The organism is Paenibacillus sp. NN59 (genome assembly GCF_057597225.1).
Genome location: NZ_CP199678.1, coordinates 4180168 through 4195107 on the forward strand (window position 1 = coordinate 4180168; position 14940 = coordinate 4195107).

18 protein-coding genes are annotated in these 14940 nt (G+C 46.6%); 3 read left to right on the forward strand and 15 right to left on the reverse strand.

Annotated features, from left to right (window positions below):
* Window positions 1-90: 90 nt before the first annotated feature.
* The 10 genes from accC to spoIIIAA all read right to left on the reverse strand — a co-directional run bounded on the left by accC (window position 91) and on the right by spoIIIAA (window position 7915).
* Window positions 91-1434, reverse strand: coding sequence for an acetyl-CoA carboxylase biotin carboxylase subunit (accC, locus tag ACT89M_RS18430; protein ID WP_154888446.1), 1344 nt, complete (start codon window positions 1432-1434; stop codon window positions 91-93).
* Between the two features lie 53 nt (window positions 1435-1487).
* A complete protein-coding gene (gene accB, locus ACT89M_RS18435; protein WP_090922713.1) occupies window positions 1488-1958 on the reverse strand; it encodes an acetyl-CoA carboxylase biotin carboxyl carrier protein in 471 nt (156 codons plus the stop codon).
* 139 nt (window positions 1959-2097) lie between these two features.
* Window positions 2098-2928 carry a SpoIIIAH-like family protein gene (locus ACT89M_RS18440; protein ID WP_154888443.1) on the reverse strand — a complete coding sequence of 277 codons (831 nt, stop codon included), beginning with the start codon at window positions 2926-2928 and terminating at the stop codon, window positions 2098-2100.
* A 68-nt stretch (window positions 2929-2996) separates the two neighbouring features.
* The gene (spoIIIAG, locus tag ACT89M_RS18445; protein ID WP_308723127.1) at window positions 2997-3635 is read right to left on the reverse strand and encodes a stage III sporulation protein AG; all 639 of its coding nucleotides are present in this window, start codon (window positions 3633-3635) and stop codon (window positions 2997-2999) included.
* 15 nt (window positions 3636-3650) lie between these two features.
* Window positions 3651-4502, reverse strand: a complete 852-nt coding sequence (spoIIIAF, locus tag ACT89M_RS18450) for a stage III sporulation protein AF (protein WP_154888441.1) — start codon at window positions 4500-4502, stop codon at window positions 3651-3653.
* A 32-nt stretch (window positions 4503-4534) separates the two neighbouring features.
* Window positions 4535-5725, reverse strand: coding sequence for a stage III sporulation protein AE (gene spoIIIAE, locus ACT89M_RS18455; protein WP_090922530.1), 1191 nt, complete (start codon window positions 5723-5725; stop codon window positions 4535-4537).
* A gap of 20 nt (window positions 5726-5745) precedes the next feature.
* Window positions 5746-6135 carry a stage III sporulation protein AD gene (spoIIIAD, locus tag ACT89M_RS18460; protein WP_090922532.1) on the reverse strand — a complete coding sequence of 130 codons (390 nt, stop codon included), beginning with the start codon at window positions 6133-6135 and terminating at the stop codon, window positions 5746-5748.
* Window positions 6136-6166: 31 nt separating this feature from the next.
* Window positions 6167-6370 carry a stage III sporulation protein AC gene (gene spoIIIAC, locus ACT89M_RS18465; protein WP_017687585.1) on the reverse strand — a complete coding sequence of 68 codons (204 nt, stop codon included), beginning with the start codon at window positions 6368-6370 and terminating at the stop codon, window positions 6167-6169.
* A 29-nt stretch (window positions 6371-6399) separates the two neighbouring features.
* Window positions 6400-6918 carry a stage III sporulation protein SpoIIIAB gene (gene spoIIIAB / locus ACT89M_RS18470; protein WP_154888439.1) on the reverse strand — a complete coding sequence of 173 codons (519 nt, stop codon included), beginning with the start codon at window positions 6916-6918 and terminating at the stop codon, window positions 6400-6402.
* Window positions 6911-7915 carry a stage III sporulation protein AA gene (gene spoIIIAA / locus ACT89M_RS18475; RefSeq protein WP_154888437.1) on the reverse strand — a complete coding sequence of 335 codons (1005 nt, stop codon included), beginning with the start codon at window positions 7913-7915 and terminating at the stop codon, window positions 6911-6913. Before spoIIIAA ends, spoIIIAB begins: the two co-directional genes overlap by 8 nt.
* Window positions 7916-8168: 253 nt before the next feature.
* Here spoIIIAA and ACT89M_RS18480 point away from each other — a divergent pair, with 253 nt between their 5' ends.
* Window positions 8169-8918 carry a 2-phosphosulfolactate phosphatase gene (locus tag ACT89M_RS18480; RefSeq protein WP_154888435.1) on the forward strand — a complete coding sequence of 250 codons (750 nt, stop codon included), beginning with the start codon at window positions 8169-8171 and terminating at the stop codon, window positions 8916-8918.
* An 87-nt stretch (window positions 8919-9005) separates the two neighbouring features.
* Here ACT89M_RS18480 and ACT89M_RS18485 read toward each other — a convergent pair whose 3' ends face one another.
* The 5 genes from ACT89M_RS18485 to ACT89M_RS18505 all read right to left on the reverse strand — a co-directional run bounded on the left by ACT89M_RS18485 (window position 9006) and on the right by ACT89M_RS18505 (window position 13298).
* Window positions 9006-10259, reverse strand: coding sequence for an aspartate kinase (locus tag ACT89M_RS18485; protein WP_090922538.1), 1254 nt, complete (start codon window positions 10257-10259; stop codon window positions 9006-9008).
* Between the two features lie 191 nt (window positions 10260-10450).
* Window positions 10451-11008: an elongation factor P gene (gene efp / locus ACT89M_RS18490; RefSeq protein WP_090922540.1), complete on the reverse strand. Its 558-nt coding sequence runs from the start codon at window positions 11006-11008 to the stop codon at window positions 10451-10453.
* Between the two features lie 41 nt (window positions 11009-11049).
* The gene (locus tag ACT89M_RS18495; protein ID WP_154888433.1) at window positions 11050-12123 is read right to left on the reverse strand and encodes a M24 family metallopeptidase; all 1074 of its coding nucleotides are present in this window, start codon (window positions 12121-12123) and stop codon (window positions 11050-11052) included.
* Between the two features lie 39 nt (window positions 12124-12162).
* Window positions 12163-12606: a type II 3-dehydroquinate dehydratase gene (gene aroQ / locus ACT89M_RS18500; protein WP_090922544.1), complete on the reverse strand. Its 444-nt coding sequence runs from the start codon at window positions 12604-12606 to the stop codon at window positions 12163-12165.
* Between the two features lie 77 nt (window positions 12607-12683).
* Entirely contained in the window at window positions 12684-13298 is a 615-nt protein-coding gene (locus ACT89M_RS18505; protein ID WP_253493202.1) for a YqhR family membrane protein, read from the reverse strand.
* A gap of 212 nt (window positions 13299-13510) precedes the next feature.
* Here ACT89M_RS18505 and ACT89M_RS18510 point away from each other — a divergent pair, with 212 nt between their 5' ends.
* Together ACT89M_RS18510 and ACT89M_RS18515 are read left to right on the forward strand one after the other, a co-directional pair.
* A complete protein-coding gene (locus ACT89M_RS18510) occupies window positions 13511-14503 on the forward strand; it encodes a DUF1385 domain-containing protein (RefSeq protein ID WP_090922548.1) in 993 nt (330 codons plus the stop codon).
* 5 nt (window positions 14504-14508) lie between these two features.
* Entirely contained in the window at window positions 14509-14847 is a 339-nt protein-coding gene (locus ACT89M_RS18515) for an MraY family glycosyltransferase (RefSeq protein WP_154888428.1), read from the forward strand.
* Window positions 14848-14940 lie beyond the last annotated feature (93 nt).

The window sequence follows — 14940 nt, forward strand, 5'->3', positions numbered from 1 at the left end:
CGGGCTTATCCGATGCAGGAGACATGCGCTCTTATTATTACATACTATATCATTTGGGCTAGATTATGACAAACAAGTCCAATATGAATGTTAAATCTCGTTTTCCTCGAGAAATTTAATATCAAAATCTCCGCGAATAAACGTTGGATGCTCCAGAAGTTTCTGATGGAAAGGAATCGTTGTTGAGATGCCTTCAATCGCGAATTCTGCCAAAGCACGCTTCATTTTGGCGATCGCTTCATCACGAGTTGCGCCCCAAACGATCAATTTTGCAATCATGGAGTCATAGAATGGTGAGATTGTGTAACCAGGGTACGCTGCGCTGTCCACCCGAACTCCAGGGCCACCCGGTGCAAGGTAAAAACCAATCTTGCCTGGTGCAGGCATAAAGTTACGGTCAGGATCTTCAGCGTTGATTCGGCATTCAATGGACCATCCGTTAATAACCATATCTTCCTGACGGAAAGATAACGGATTACCTTCGGCAACAGAGATCATTTCACGGATCAGATCGACACCCGTTACCATCTCGGTAACCGGATGTTCAACCTGAATACGAGTATTCATCTCCATAAAGTAGAACTCCCCGTTTGGACTTAGAAGGAATTCCAGTGTACCGGCTCCTGAGTAATTCACCGCAAGTGCAGCTCGCACAGCAGCTTCTCCCATGAGCGTACGGACTTCCTCGTTGATCACAGGACACGGTGCTTCCTCAACAAGCTTCTGACGACGGCGCTGAACCGAACAATCACGCTCGCCAAGATGCACGGCATTGCCGTGTTTGTCAGCCATAATCTGAATTTCAACGTGCTTCATGCCTGTCAGGAATTTCTCCAGATACACACCGGCGTTCCCGAATGCTTTCTGAGCTTCCTGCTGCGCAGCCGTGATTTGTTTTACCAATTGCTCTTCGTTTTCAGCGATCCGAATCCCTTTACCCCCACCACCAGCGGTAGCTTTGATAATGACAGGATACCCGATATCACGTCCAATCATAATCGCTTCTTCGGTAGTTTCTACAAGGCCGTCTGATCCAGGAATAACAGGTACGCCTGCATCCTTCATCGTCTGTTTCGCTACAGCCTTGTCACCCATCTTGGTAATAGCTTCCGGTGAAGGACCAATGAATGTAATGTTGCAGGAATCACAGATTTCCGCAAAATCAGCATTCTCGGCCAAGAAACCGTATCCAGGGTGGATGGCGTCACATTCCGTCAAAGTAGCTACACTCATCAGGTTAGTAAAGTTAAGATAACTGTCTTTAGACAGTGTTGGTCCGATACAGTAGGCCTCGTCTGCAAGACGGACATGCAAGGAATCTTTGTCCGCTTCCGAGTAAACAGCCACTGTCGAAATGCCAAGCTCGCGGCAGGCACGAATAATGCGCACAGCAATCTCACCACGATTGGCAATCAATATTTTATGGAATTTCATTTCGTCTTTGTCCTCCTTCGAAGCTCATGCGGTTGCTATAAACCTGTAAACCGTTATTCCGGTTTTACCAGGAACAGAGGCTGTCCGTATTCGACAAGCTGTCCATTTTCAACCAGCACTTCAACGATTTCTCCCTTGATGTCCGCATCAAGCTCGTTCATCAGTTTCATGGCTTCGATGATGCATACCGTTGTTTTCTCAACAACTTTATCACCCACACTCACAAAAGAACCAGCTTCCGGTGAGGAAGCTCTGTAAAATGTACCTACCATCGGAGATACAATTTTATGTAAATGACTTGTTGTATCGGCTTGCGGGGCAGCCTCGCTAACCACTGCGGTAGCAGCAGGTTGCACCTGAGGAGCAGCAATCACTTGCGGTTGTACGGCAGCAGCCTGTACGAACTCCGTTTTACCTGGTTTGCGAATCGACAAACGTGATCCTTCATTTTCAATTTCCAATTCCTGAACAGAACTTTCATCAACCAATTTGATCAGTTCTTTAATTTCGCTCAATTTAAACATTTCCATTATTCACTCCTTCGGCATCATGCCAGTCTCACGAGGACGGTCATATGGCTTTTAGTATTATATCATAATCATTAAAAATGGAAAGAGCCCGAGAGTCGAACAGGCTCCCGGGGCTTCCTTATCACATTTCCGATTACTGTTCTGTGACATATTGCACGCTGATTTTGTTCTGTGATACAGACAATTCTTTCATAACCAGATCAACAATAGAAACCGCCTGTTTAACGTCAAGTTTGTCACTCAGAACCACCACTTTATACTTGTCAGCCTCTTCTTGAACGACTGCATTTGCGAATTGCTGGGAAAGTGTCTCTTCAATGCCTGTAATTTTGGCTTCTTTATCTTCAAGTACCCGGAGCTGTTCTGTTGCTTTTGCATTTTCTTCCGGTGTTTTACTAAGATCTCCTGCAATGGTCATCAATTCCTCGTACTTACGGTTGTTACTCTCTTCACGCTGCCACTGGTAATTCTGGAACTGACTGCTTGCCGACACAGCCGTATTTTGCTGTTCCATCTCTTTTAGCACTTCTTCATCCGTTTTAGCAGCAGTCCCCTCTGTTTTCCCTTCAGTTTCCGGGGTAGTCGCCGCTCCTTTTTCCGCACTACTTTCTGACTTTTGATCCGTTTCTCCTTCTTTGCTGCCCGGTTCAGTAGCAGGTGTTTTTTCTGCGCTTCCCGCTTCCTTACCTTCTGCGCCAGTTGTGTTTTCGGCCGGGCTCGCCGCACCGGAATCACCCTTAATCTCTCCGCTGTTCACGACCTCGTTGATCACCAGACCTTCTGTTGGATCAAGAATACCGGCAGTTTCCTTTGCCTCGCCTTGTTTCATCGCATCTACTTGCTGACTGTCAGCCACAGGGGGATTAACGGGCCCGGAATCTTCAGTAAAGAGATAATAGGCGGACAAGATAACCATTAGACTCAGCATGGAAACGAGCCATATTGTTTGACGTTTGTTATTCATTTAGAAGTTCCTCCTCAAAAATAGGGTTGATTCTGACAACACATCTCTTCTTATCGTCATTCAAAGCTTTAATCCTGTTTGCGCGGAACAACCGAGATCCGGTAAGCCGCTACGTTCAAACCTTTTTCAACGGCATCTGTAATGAGGTCTTTCACAACCTTGTTCTCTGCACCTTTTGCCACCACCAGCACTCCGCGGATTTGCGGTTTCAGCTTTTTCGTGACAATGGGTGTCTGATCCCCTGATAATTCATACGTAATGATCTCACCGTCACGGGTATATTGCGTCATATGCCGTTTACCGCCATTGGCATCCGTCTCTTCGGTAAGCTGCTGTGAATCTTTGACGTTCCGCTGCACCACGAGTTCTTCCGTAGAATCCACGGTAACCATCACATCGACGGTACCTACACCAACGATGTTTTCCAACACGCCTTTGATCTTGTCTTCAAATGCCATTTCGATCGCCTGAAAAGGGTTTTCTTCCAGCAAACCATGTTGCATCGTCGACATGGAAGTAGCTTGTTCTGGTGGTTCACGACCGATGTTTTCAGAATCGATCTTTTTGACGTTGACAAAGGAATTAAAGAGCATGATGCCCACACCGATCAGTCCCAAAATGATTAACCACCGTAAGGTTTGACTGCGCTTCGCACCACCTTCACCGCCACCCATCCAGCTTTCCAGCTTTTTGAACCAGTGTTTCATCGGACCGCCTCCTTTTCAGAGCACTTCTGCATTTTCTCTCTCCGTCACTCGCACCTGGCTCGCATCAACTTCCCACTTCTCCTTGAGCAATGTGATAATTTGTACTGCGTGTTCAGACCGTGAAACACTAGTTTGCTTAACGTTTGAATCTTCACTATCATTCCGGGTAACGGAGGGTTCGGATGCTTGATTAGAAGCTACCTGATCTCTCTTTGGTTGCTCGGATCGCTGCCCGTTTGACTCAATCTGTATATTCTTAATTTCAACTGGATCAATCTGCACAGGTTGAGTACTCGAATAATTTTCATCATGTTCTAACGAATCTTTGGTTTCTGTCATCGGGTTGCTACTCACAGGTTCGGCCGCATCCCCATCCGTTTTTGAATCACCCTTTCCACTTGCTAGTTGCACCTCCACATGCTGAATGACAGGCAGTTCAACAGAAGTGGTTGCTTGGGTATCCGAATTTGATTTCTTCATCGCCAGTTGTACCTCAACCGACTGAACCTTTGCTCCAGTTGTCTCTTCAATCTGACCTTTCATAACGTTAGCGAGTTCCTTCGCCGTCCACTTTAGGGACTGTTGTTGTTCACTCGCCTGCATTCGCTTCCCTTGAGCCAGAATCTGCTCCAGTGTGGCTTGCCCGTCAGGAGGTGCATCCATTGCGGTCATGGCGCGTTTTAGTTCCCCTACCGGATCACTTTTCAACAGTTTCGTGATGGGGGATAACAAGGTCAGTAGGATGAGAAGGCTCAGCACAAGCTTGACATACCGTTCCATGGAACGATTCGGGAGTAGCATATCTACAAACGTTGCCAGTAAAACGATCATGATCAGATCCTGCAGCCAATTGCTCAGCCACCCCATCCTCTCCAGCCCCTTTCCCTGCAGACAGGTAGTTAACGCATCATCACTGTCAGATTCCCTGCGGTCAGCAGAATCGTAATTGCCAGGAAAAACATGAGTCCAACGGCGGCCAGTGCCGCGAACACATAAATCATGCTTTTACCAATCGCTTGCAAGCAATCTACGATCGGCGTCTCTCCCAAAGGTTGCATGATCGCTCCGGTCACGTTGTAGATCAAGGCCAGCGCCAGAATTTTAATGGCCGGAAACGCACAGAGGAACAAGATAATAATGACACCTGTCAGTCCGATTGCATTTTTGACAAGCAACGATGCCGTGATCACGGTATCCGTTGCATCTGCAAATGTCCTCCCTACAACGGGTACAAAGTTTCCTGCAATATATTTGGCTGCCTTCAAACTGACACCATCCGCAACCGACCCCGAAGCTCCCTGTACCGAAATAACCCCCAGAAACATCGTCAGCAGAATGCCCAGCAAGGCTACACTGATGTTTCGCAACAGGTCAGCCATTTGTGTCAATTTGTATTTATCCGAAAGCGAGCTCACCAGATGCAGCACAGCCGAGAAGAAGAGAAGTGGGAACACCAGCAGATGGATCAGCGTACTTACGAGATGAATCATGAAAATAATTAGCGGGTGCGTCACCGAAACGGTAACGACATTACCCATCGAAGCGAGCAGTGTGAACAGAAGTGGAACCATCGCCATCATAAAGTTGATCATGCTGGATATAGCCTCTTTTGCATAACCAATCGCTACGCTAAAGCTGTTGATTGCGATGATAATGATGACCAGATAACAGATGGCATATGCAATTTTACTAATATTGTTCTTCTCAAAAGCAGTCTGAAGTGTCTCCAAAATCATGCTCAGCACTGTCAACATCACGATCGTGACCAAAAGTTTGCCGTTATATAAAATTTCATGTAACATAAACGTGCCAATTGCCGAAAATACCGATTTCAGACTGAATCCTTCATTCCCGGGAATTAACATGTCCATGAACGATGGTGTTTTGCCTTCTGGAAAAAAACCACCGTACTGTTTCATCAGTTGATCCCAATATTTCTCGACCTGATCCTTCGGAAGCTCATCAGCCTGCTGCTTTATCCACTCGTTTGAAGGTGTGGTGGCTACAACCTGTCCAATTACACCGAACATGAAACATATCATCAGCACAATGATGAGGCGCCAGCGCGGCTTGTTATGCATCAATTTCATCAGTTATCCGCCCGCCCTTTCTACACTGGCATCAGTTTCATCACGGTTTCGATAATGATGCTAATGATCGGAATCGCGAGTACAAGAATCAGCACTTTGCCAGCGAGTTCAATCTTGGAGGCGATGCTCTCTTGCCCTGCATCTCTGACAATCTGTGCACCGAATTCAGCAATGTAAGCAATGCCGATAATCTTCAATACCGTTTTCAGATAGATGCTCTCCATACCGGAATTTTCAGCAAGTCGCTTCAGCACTTCAATGACTGTGCCAATTTTGCCAATCAACAGCATAAAGATCACTACACCAGTGGCTGCCGCAATCAGAAAGGCAAACATCGGCTTTTGTTCCTTAATGACTAAAATCAATACGGTTGCAATGAGTGCCAGACCAACAACTTGAATAATCTCCACGGGTCACCACCATCCGGCTTCATGACCGATTTCATTGAAAAAGAAATATGGATTTAATCTCTTGTAGCAGGCTGTCCAGCATTCGAACAACCATGAACAGTACAACGACAAATCCGATTACGGTCACCCAGTGAGCCATATCTTCCTTTCCCATTTGTTTCAATACGGTATGAATCATCGCTATAATGATTCCAATGCCCGCAATTTGAAAGATTGCGTTCACTTCTAAATTCATGACCTTGGCACCTCGCTATCCCGGCTATTTCAGAAGATCAGTATGACGATTAACGCTCCGACAAGCATCCCCAGGCTGCGGCTCATTCGTTCGTACTTCACTTGATCGGCCTGTGCGCGGGATTCCTCATGCATAAGTTGCTGAATGGCTAACGAAATATGTTTGGTCTGATCTTGACGATCACTGGTGCCAAGACTGTAACTCAACTGTAGCATGACCTCCCGCTCGTCTGATTTCATCGCTGATTTCCCCCATGCCTCCTCGACACCGGCTTGCAGACTCTCCCTGGCTGTAAGGCCATGTGGGGGTTCCATCTGTGTGGAGGCGTGTAAAAAAAGAGTTCTCACCGGCTCTTTGGTCTGGGCCCCCATCTTGTTCATCGCATCAGGCAGCGGCGTTAAGCCGTAATTAATCTCTGTCATCAGCCGCTGTAGGGCCGCAATCAACTCACGTAGCTGCCTTGGCCTTAATGCATATTGCCTCGCCTTGTGAAAACCAGCGAGAGTACTTGCTAGCAGAATCAGCAAGGCACCAAGCATATTAAGCAAAGGCTTCACCTCCTGACCCGGTCTGTTGCAGTCCTCTCATCTTGCCATCGGACAGTCGAAAGCTCATGCCTCTGCTCGTCCGCTGCAGCTGTACATAACGCTGAAACATCTGCTCGGCAATCAGTGTTTTCAAGGCAGGCCTTGCAGATAGTTCAGACAGATCCCTTGCGTGAGCCGTGGCAATGACAGAAACTCCTGCATGCAGAGCCTCCATAACTGCCTCCGCATCCTCCGGCCGACCAATCTCGTCCACAATCAGAACGTCAGGTGACATGGAACGAAGCATCATCATCATGCCTTCAGCCTTGGGGCATCCATCCATTACGTCTGTGCGCGGCCCTACGTCGAAGCTAGGCACACCTTTATAGCTTCCCGCTATCTCAGAACGTTCATCTACAATGCCCACTTTTAGTCGGGGGCGTATCCCCTGCCTCAGTTCACCACCGGCTGTCAGTTTCGTGCCGTTACTGATCTGCCTTGCCAAATCTCGCAGCAACGTTGTTTTGCCTTGCTGCGGTGGAGATAGTATCAGGGTATGCATCACCTGTCCGTTCCTCATATCTAGCAGGTATGGAAGAATCGGGTCAGCCACGCCCTGCACTTCCCGGGCAACACGGACGTTAAATCCGTTGATATCCCGTAAATATTCTACACGCCCTCCACTGAGCACCGTCCGGCCAGCAAGTCCGATTCGATGCCCTCCCGGGATGGTGATGAATCCTTTTCGTAATTCTTCTTCCAAGGTATAGAGCGAATGGTTGCTTATGAGATCAAGCAGTCTGTGCGTTACTTCTTTCAGAGGAACATATGCTTCCTCTGGTTTTCCCGTTGGTACACCTTCTGGGGTGAGGAAGTGATAATTGTTTCCTGCATTAATTTCCAGCGGCCTGCCTTCTCGAATACGGATTTCCTCTACTTGTTCCAATAAGGCGGGCGGCATTCTGCCCAGAATGGTTCGGATGGGTTCCGGAAAAAGATCCCTCCATTTCACTTTCATGAGTAGGCTCCTCCAACTTGATTAATTTCATCTCTGATGCTTGTTCATATCTCAAGTTTATGCCTGTACATTCATTTTATGACGCTGAAATCTATCAATTCTTCAAGGACGATGAATGAGAGCCAAAACTCATAGACATCTCTTGTTCTAGGCACCTGTCTAGACATTCATGCATATAGTGCTTGCAAACAGATGGACTGTTCCACTGATAAACCAATGCTCGATCCCGAGGAACAAAAAGGAGTTGTGGGGTGTGCGTGTCGACGTTGTAGGTAATGTAAATGAAGTACGAACGATAGATATTGAAGGGCGAAGTGTGGTCGTCATTGACGTTTTGCGAACAACAAGCACAATTGTGACCGCGCTTGCTCATCATGCTGCGGGGGTTATTGCTACGGAGACTGTTCCGCAAGCCAAACAGATGTTGGTAGGAAACAGTATTCGGGGCGGGGAACGTTTTGACAAACAAATAACCGGATTCGATGCGGGTAATTCTCCCTATGAATATATGAGTGGTGACATTGCGGAAAAAGTCATTATTCTCACCACAACAGATGGTACAAGAGCTCTGATTAAAGCATCCAGAGCCAGACATATACTTGCGGGAGCATTCTTAAATGTTAGAGCGGTTGCTTCCGCTCTACTGGAATTACAACGGGATATTTTGTTATTATGTGCCGGAGAGCAGGATGAGTTTGCTCTGGAGGACGGCCTATGTGCCGGATGTATTATTGAAGAGTTGTATCGTCAGACCCGTTCGCCACTGCAACTGAACGATCTTGGTATTATTCTGCATCAGGCTGTGTCTCAGTGTCATGACCAGATTACAGATCTGGTTCGCACATCATCCAGTGCACGCAGACTGGATAAACTAGGGAAAATGCATGATGTTACCTATTGTTCACAATTGAATCTGCTGGATTGTGTACCAGAGATGAGGGAAGGGAACGAGCTAAAACCTTACCGTAAAGTAAGAGGAGGCAACATGTGCAGACGACTATAGTCACAGCTAAAAGAGGTGTACCGCTGCCTAGTGGCAACGGTACACCTCTTCCTAATTATACGTTTATTTTACGCATCATTTGCAATCTTATCTACGAACTTGCGGTCCACCGATTACGGCTTGCTCAGCCGTATCCAGATCGTAAGCCGTGTGCAGAGCTTTAATCACGTCATGAAGCTTCTCTCCATCGATAACGCAGGAGACCTTGATCTCGGAAGTGCTGACCATTTTGATGCTTACGCCTTCACCTGAGATCACTTTGAACATTTTAGCAGCTACACCTGGATGGCTCACCATACCTGCACCAACAATCGAGATTTTAACCAGGTTCTCTTCGGAGGTAACTTCACGGTAAGGCAACCGGCTGTGCAGACCTTCAATGACACGAAGTGCTTTCTCACGATCAGACAGTGCAACCGAGAAGGAGAAGTCCGCTTTGCCGTCCTGTACCCCGCTCTGCACGATAATATCGACGTCCAGTTGCTCACTAGCCAGTTCGCCAAATACTTCGGCAAGGACGCCCGGGACATCCGGAACACCCAAAATACTGATGCGAGCTACGTTTTTGTCATACGCGATTCCACTTACCACTACTCCTTGTTCCATTGCCGCTTCCTCCTTCACAACCGTTCCTTCATTATGGTTAAAGCTTGATCTTACAATCAAAGGTACACCGGAATGCTTCGCGTACTCAACAGCACGTGGATGCAATACCGCCGCTCCCAGATTCGCAAGCTCCAGCATTTCGTCGTAGGATATTTCTTTCAGTTTGCGCGCTACCTTGACGATCCTCGGATCTGTGGAATAAATTCCGTCCACATCCGTATAGATCTCGCAAGCGTCCGCTTGAATTGCTGCTGCGAGCGCAACAGCTGTTGTATCCGAACCGCCGCGGCCCAGTGTAGTGATCTCGCCGTCTTCCGTCATGCCTTGGAAACCAGCGACAATAACGATATTGCCTTCAGCAAGCGCAGATTTGACACGTTCAGGACGGATATCCTGAATCCGAGCTTTACCGTGAACCGGTTCTGTTCGGAAACCGGCTTGCCATCCTGTAAAGGATACGGCCTTGCGTCCAAGTGCCTGAATGGCCATGGATAATAAGGAGATCGAAATTTGTTCCCCTGTTGTCAACAACATATCCATTTCACGAGCAGGCAAATCACTGTTTAGCAGCTTCGCCTGATCAATCAAATCATCTGTAGTATCTCCCATGGCCGAAACCACGACGACACATTGATGTCCTTCATCCGCTTTTTCTACAACACGTCCGGCTACACGCTTCATGCGTTCTGTATCTCCGACCGAGCTGCCCCCAAATTTCATGACGTACAATGACAACGCAAATCCACTCCCTACCTTGTGCAGTATGCATCAATTGATATCTTTCGTCATTATTCTCTACGAGAAATGACTTTAACCCAGTATATTACGAAAGCGTCTGATAGGCTAATCTTTTTTCAAAAAAACCCTCTGCCATATTCATGGCAAAGGGTTTTCATTCTTGCATTAAAGCTTACAGCAAGTGAAAGTTACGCACGGGAAGAGTATTTACCTTCACGTGTATCAATCAGAAGCACGTCGCCTTCATTGATGAACAAAGGAACTTGTACATTCAGACCTGTTTCCACTTTTGCGTTCTTCGTAGCGCCTTGTGCTGTGTTACCTTTAACGCTTGGCTCTGTTTCAATAACTTTCAGCTCAACGCTTGTAGGCAAGTCGATACCCAGGATTTCACCTTGGTAACTAACGATCTTCACGTTCATGTTTTCTTTAAGGAAGTTCAGTTCCCACTCCAGTTGATCACTAGTCAGTGTGAATTGATCGTATGTTTCATTGTCCATAAACGTATGCTCAGAACCACTTGCATACAGGTAAGATACTCCACGGTTTTCGATAATTGCACGGCCAATCGTTTCACCTGCACGAAATGTTTTTTCAACCGTATTACCATTACGAAGGTTTTTTAACTTGGAACGTACAAAAGCTGCGCCTTTACCTGGTTTTACGTGTTGGAAATCAAGCACGGTATAGATATCGTTGTCTACTTGCACGGTCAAACCTGTTTTAAAATCGTTAACTGAAATCACAAAAGATCCCTCCTGATATAAGTAAAAAGTGTTTGGGTATGTTAGCCAATAACGGTGAACTTTTTGTCCGATTTCGTAAGAATATGAATACCTGACTCGGTAATCACAACGTCATCCTCAATTCGTACGCCGCCAAGTCCATCAATATAAATTCCCGGCTCAACTGTAACCACCATTCCCGGTTTCAACACATCATCGCTAAGCTTGGACAGACGCGGAGCTTCATGAACCTCCATACCCAGACCATGGCCCGTGCTGTGTCCAAACTGTTCTCCATATCCATAGCCTGCAATGATATCCCGAGCAAGTGCATCCGCTTCCCGTCCGGTCATACCTGGTTTCAGGTTCTCCAGCGTATGTAATTGTGCTTCCAGTACGATGTCGTAAATCTTGCGCAGTTCACTTACAGGATTACCTGTTGCAATCGTACGTGTCAGATCTGAACAGTATCCGTCCAGCAACGCACCAAAGTCAAACGTAATCAGTTCGTCCTGTCCAATTACTTTGCTACTTGCAACACCGTGAGGCATAGCAGAACGTTCGCCTGAAGCGACAATGGTGTCAAAGGAGGAGCTGGTCGCCCCATGCTTACGCATGAAGAACTCCATTTCAAGATCCACTTCACGTTCAGTCATACCCGGTTTCGCAAATTGCAAAACGTGGCTGAATGTGGCATCTGCCAAATCTGCAGCACGCTGCATCACTGCAATTTCGTCAGCATCCTTGAACATCCGAAGCTGCTCAACAATGCCGGATACTGCTGTAAGTTTAACCGATTGCAACGATTCCGCATAAGAAGCGTGCGTACCAAATGTAACCGAATCCTGTTCGAAGCCAACTTCGTTGATGTTCGCTGCAACCAGCAAATCACGTACAGAATCCATCGGTTTTACACCGTGCTCCACCACGTTGAAGCCTTGCGCTTGCGTGGATGCCTGTGCCATATAACGGAAATCAGTAAGCAAATAAGCTTCCTGTTCAGTAATAAGCACATATCCTGCCGAACCCGTAAATCCCGTCATATAACGGCGGTTAATCGGATTCGTAATCAGCATTGCTTTGAGTTCACGCTCGGCCATGGCCTCACGTAACTTGTGTACTCGTTTGTTTTCCATCGGTAACCCTTCTTTCTCTCACATTCCCGGGTTCCCGGCTCAGGTTTGTTTGTCCAGATGACGCACGAGAGCCAGCAATCCCAGTTCATAGCTTACTTCGCCAAATCCGGCAATCTGCCCGATCGTTTCTGCTGCTAGCACTGAATGATGTCTGAACGCTTCGCGTGCATGAATGTTGGATAGATGAACCTCCACGGTAGGAACTTTCACGGCATTGATTGCATCCCGTATCGCATAACTGTAATGAGTAAAAGCCCCGGCATTCAGCATGATCCCGTCTGCCTCACCCATTGCGGCATGAATGCGGTCAATAATGTCTCCTTCATGGTTGGATTGATAAAAAGCGATGGAGACGCCCAATTCTTCAGCCTGTCTGCGAATTTTGTCTTCAATATCCTTCAGACTAAGCGTTCCATAGATACCTGGTTCACGAACACCAAGCATGTTCAGGTTCGGGCCATTGATCACAATAATTCGTTTCATCGCTGCTCCACCCTCTCTGCAAATAACCATCTGCTATTTTAACACAGCCGTTACCGGATTGAGAAGCTTTTTTGCGTCTAGGCTCCTGCGTGCTCTGGCTCCCGTTTCCTTTCGTCGGTGTACTCCATCGCTACGGTGTAACCTATGAACAGCCCCCAAAGAAGGAAGAAACAAATTTCCGTGAAAATTGAATCCCATGTCAATTGATTTAACGGTTTCATCATTCCGAGTTTAGGCCCAAGCAGGATAAAGAGGATCACCCACCAGACGATCCCATACACCATACCGGGAAACGGCCCTTTTAATTTGCGGATGGTAAAGGTATATAACAGTGACGCAAAGATGGAAAACACGATAAAACACAACCAACCTGTCAAGTGACCTGCCGGCGTATAAATATATTTATGCTTGAAAAAAGGCTCCGCCAGAAAACCCACGGGTACAACGGTAAAATGCAGAAAATGAAATAGCCAGTGGATTCCTCCCCAGATTAGCCCGGCAAAGAACCCCAGTTCCAGCGCAAAGGAAAACGGATTTGTGAAATAGTGCGCATCTCCCTGCCTTGGCACGGAGCGCCTTTTCGTCACGTTTTCGTCACGTTCTCGCGGTCGTTGCCGATTTGTGCGCTGATCCGTTTTACCTTCGTGATTATGATTCGTTAATACGTCCTCATGAGTATGATCTGTCATCATAAAACGTCCCCTTCTTCGCAAGATGATCTCGCAGGCGTGCTAGATATTTTCTCACAGTTCTAGGGCGTAGTATGTTCAAAACAGGACAATCTTAACAGCAGCACTTGCCTTTTCTCTCGTAAACTAGAAATTGCTCTCAAAATTCGATACAATAAGGATATTAAACTGCCTTTGATTGTAAAGGCTTAGAACAGAATAGGAAGGTGAATAATTTGCCTCAACAATCCAAGCCTGTCAGCTACGGGGGGCAAGCTGTCATCGAGGGCGTAATGTTTGGCGGTAAACACGTCAATGTTACGGCCGTTCGTAGAAAAGACGGCGAAATTACGTATCTGGAAGTTCCCAAGCAAGACAAGACCTGGGTCATGAAATTGCGGCGGATTCCTTTATTACGCGGAATTGTCAGCATTATAGATTCAAGTGTCAAAGGTAGCAAACATCTTAATTACTCTGCTGACGCTTATGCTGATGATGAGCTAGAACCTGAAGAAAAAGCCAAACAACAAGAGAAACAAGGAACTGGCTGGAGCCTTAGCATGATAATCGGTGTGACTGCGGTAGCCATACTTTCCTTCCTTTTCGGCAAAATTGTACTGACGCTGCTTCCTGTCGTGATCGAGGACTTCTTATTTAAAAATGTATTCGACAATCAATTTCTGCATAATGTATTGGAAGGTGTCATCAAACTGATCCTGTTACTCGCTTATCTGTGGCTAATCTCACAGACACCAATGATTAAACGCCTGTTTCAATACCACGGGGCAGAGCACAAAGTCATAAGCGCATACGAAGCTGGCGAAGAACTTACACCGGAAAATGTTCAGAAGTACAGCAGGCTACATTACCGCTGTGGTAGTAGCTTTATCATGTTGACTGTCATCATCGGTATTTTCTTATACTCCGTATTCACATACGATAATTTATGGGAACGGATGGGACAGCGTTTGCTCTTGTTGCCAGTCGTACTAGGTATTTCGTTCGAGCTACTCAAGATTACGAATTCGCTTCGTGATATTCCTGTGTTACGTTATCTGGGATACCCTGGCCTGTGGTTGCAATTGCTTACGACCAAAGAACCTACGAACGCTCAAGTGGAAGTATCCATTGCGTCTTTCAATCGCATGCTTGAACTGGACGCCAAACTTGCCAACGTTTCGACCGCAACGGAAGTTCCTGTAGCAACACTTGATCCTGTGAAAGGGTGAATGAAATGAATAAGCAGGCTATTGTATTTTGGGCATTCATTGTACTGGCTGCTCTTGGGGTTATCAGTTTTATGACTAGAGCTTCGTTGTCCAGTATTCTCATCCCTCTGATTGTGTTCGGAGTTGTGTTCCTGCTGTACAAATTCCCGCCTGCCCGTTGGTCACGAAAAGCCAAAACACCAAAGATCAAACCTTCGGCAAAAACGATGGCTAAAGTGAACGCACAAAATAATGTCAATGCAAGAAAGAGCAGTTCGTCCAAGAAACGCAAGGACTATCCTTTTCAGGTCATTCAGGGCCAGAAAGGCAAAAGCAACGAAGAGGACGTTCCCAAATATCACTGATTTGTCAATCTTGTGATGTCTCTGTTTTCTTCTCACAGTAAAATAAAACCCAAAAAAGCAATTCTCCATCATCCGGAGAATTGCTTTTTTCAC

Excerpts from the sequence above, each read along its gene's own strand:
- accC (WP_154888446.1), bottom strand. The coding sequence starts at position 1,434 with ATGAAATTCCATAAAATATTGATTGCCAATCGTGGTGAGATTGCTGTG.
- accB (WP_090922713.1), bottom strand. The coding sequence starts at position 1,958 with ATGTTTAAATTGAGCGAAATTAAAGAACTGATCAAATTGGTTGATGAA.
- ACT89M_RS18440 (WP_154888443.1), bottom strand. The coding sequence starts at position 2,928 with ATGAATAACAAACGTCAAACAATATGGCTCGTTTCCATGCTGAGTCTA.
- spoIIIAG (WP_308723127.1), bottom strand. The coding sequence starts at position 3,635 with ATGAAACACTGGTTCAAAAAGCTGGAAAGCTGGATGGGTGGCGGTGAA.
- spoIIIAF (WP_154888441.1), bottom strand. The coding sequence starts at position 4,502 with ATGGGGTGGCTGAGCAATTGGCTGCAGGATCTGATCATGATCGTTTTA.
- spoIIIAE (WP_090922530.1), bottom strand. The coding sequence starts at position 5,725 with ATGAAATTGATGCATAACAAGCCGCGCTGGCGCCTCATCATTGTGCTG.
- spoIIIAC (WP_017687585.1), bottom strand. The coding sequence starts at position 6,370 with ATGAATTTAGAAGTGAACGCAATCTTTCAAATTGCGGGCATTGGAATC.
- spoIIIAA (WP_154888437.1), bottom strand. The coding sequence starts at position 7,915 with ATGAAAGTGAAATGGAGGGATCTTTTTCCGGAACCCATCCGAACCATT.
- ACT89M_RS18495 (WP_154888433.1), bottom strand. The coding sequence starts at position 12,123 with ATGGAAAACAAACGAGTACACAAGTTACGTGAGGCCATGGCCGAGCGT.
- aroQ (WP_090922544.1), bottom strand. The coding sequence starts at position 12,606 with ATGAAACGAATTATTGTGATCAATGGCCCGAACCTGAACATGCTTGGT.
- ACT89M_RS18505 (WP_253493202.1), bottom strand. The coding sequence starts at position 13,298 with ATGATGACAGATCATACTCATGAGGACGTATTAACGAATCATAATCAC.
- ACT89M_RS18515 (WP_154888428.1), top strand. The coding sequence starts at position 14,509 with ATGAATAAGCAGGCTATTGTATTTTGGGCATTCATTGTACTGGCTGCT.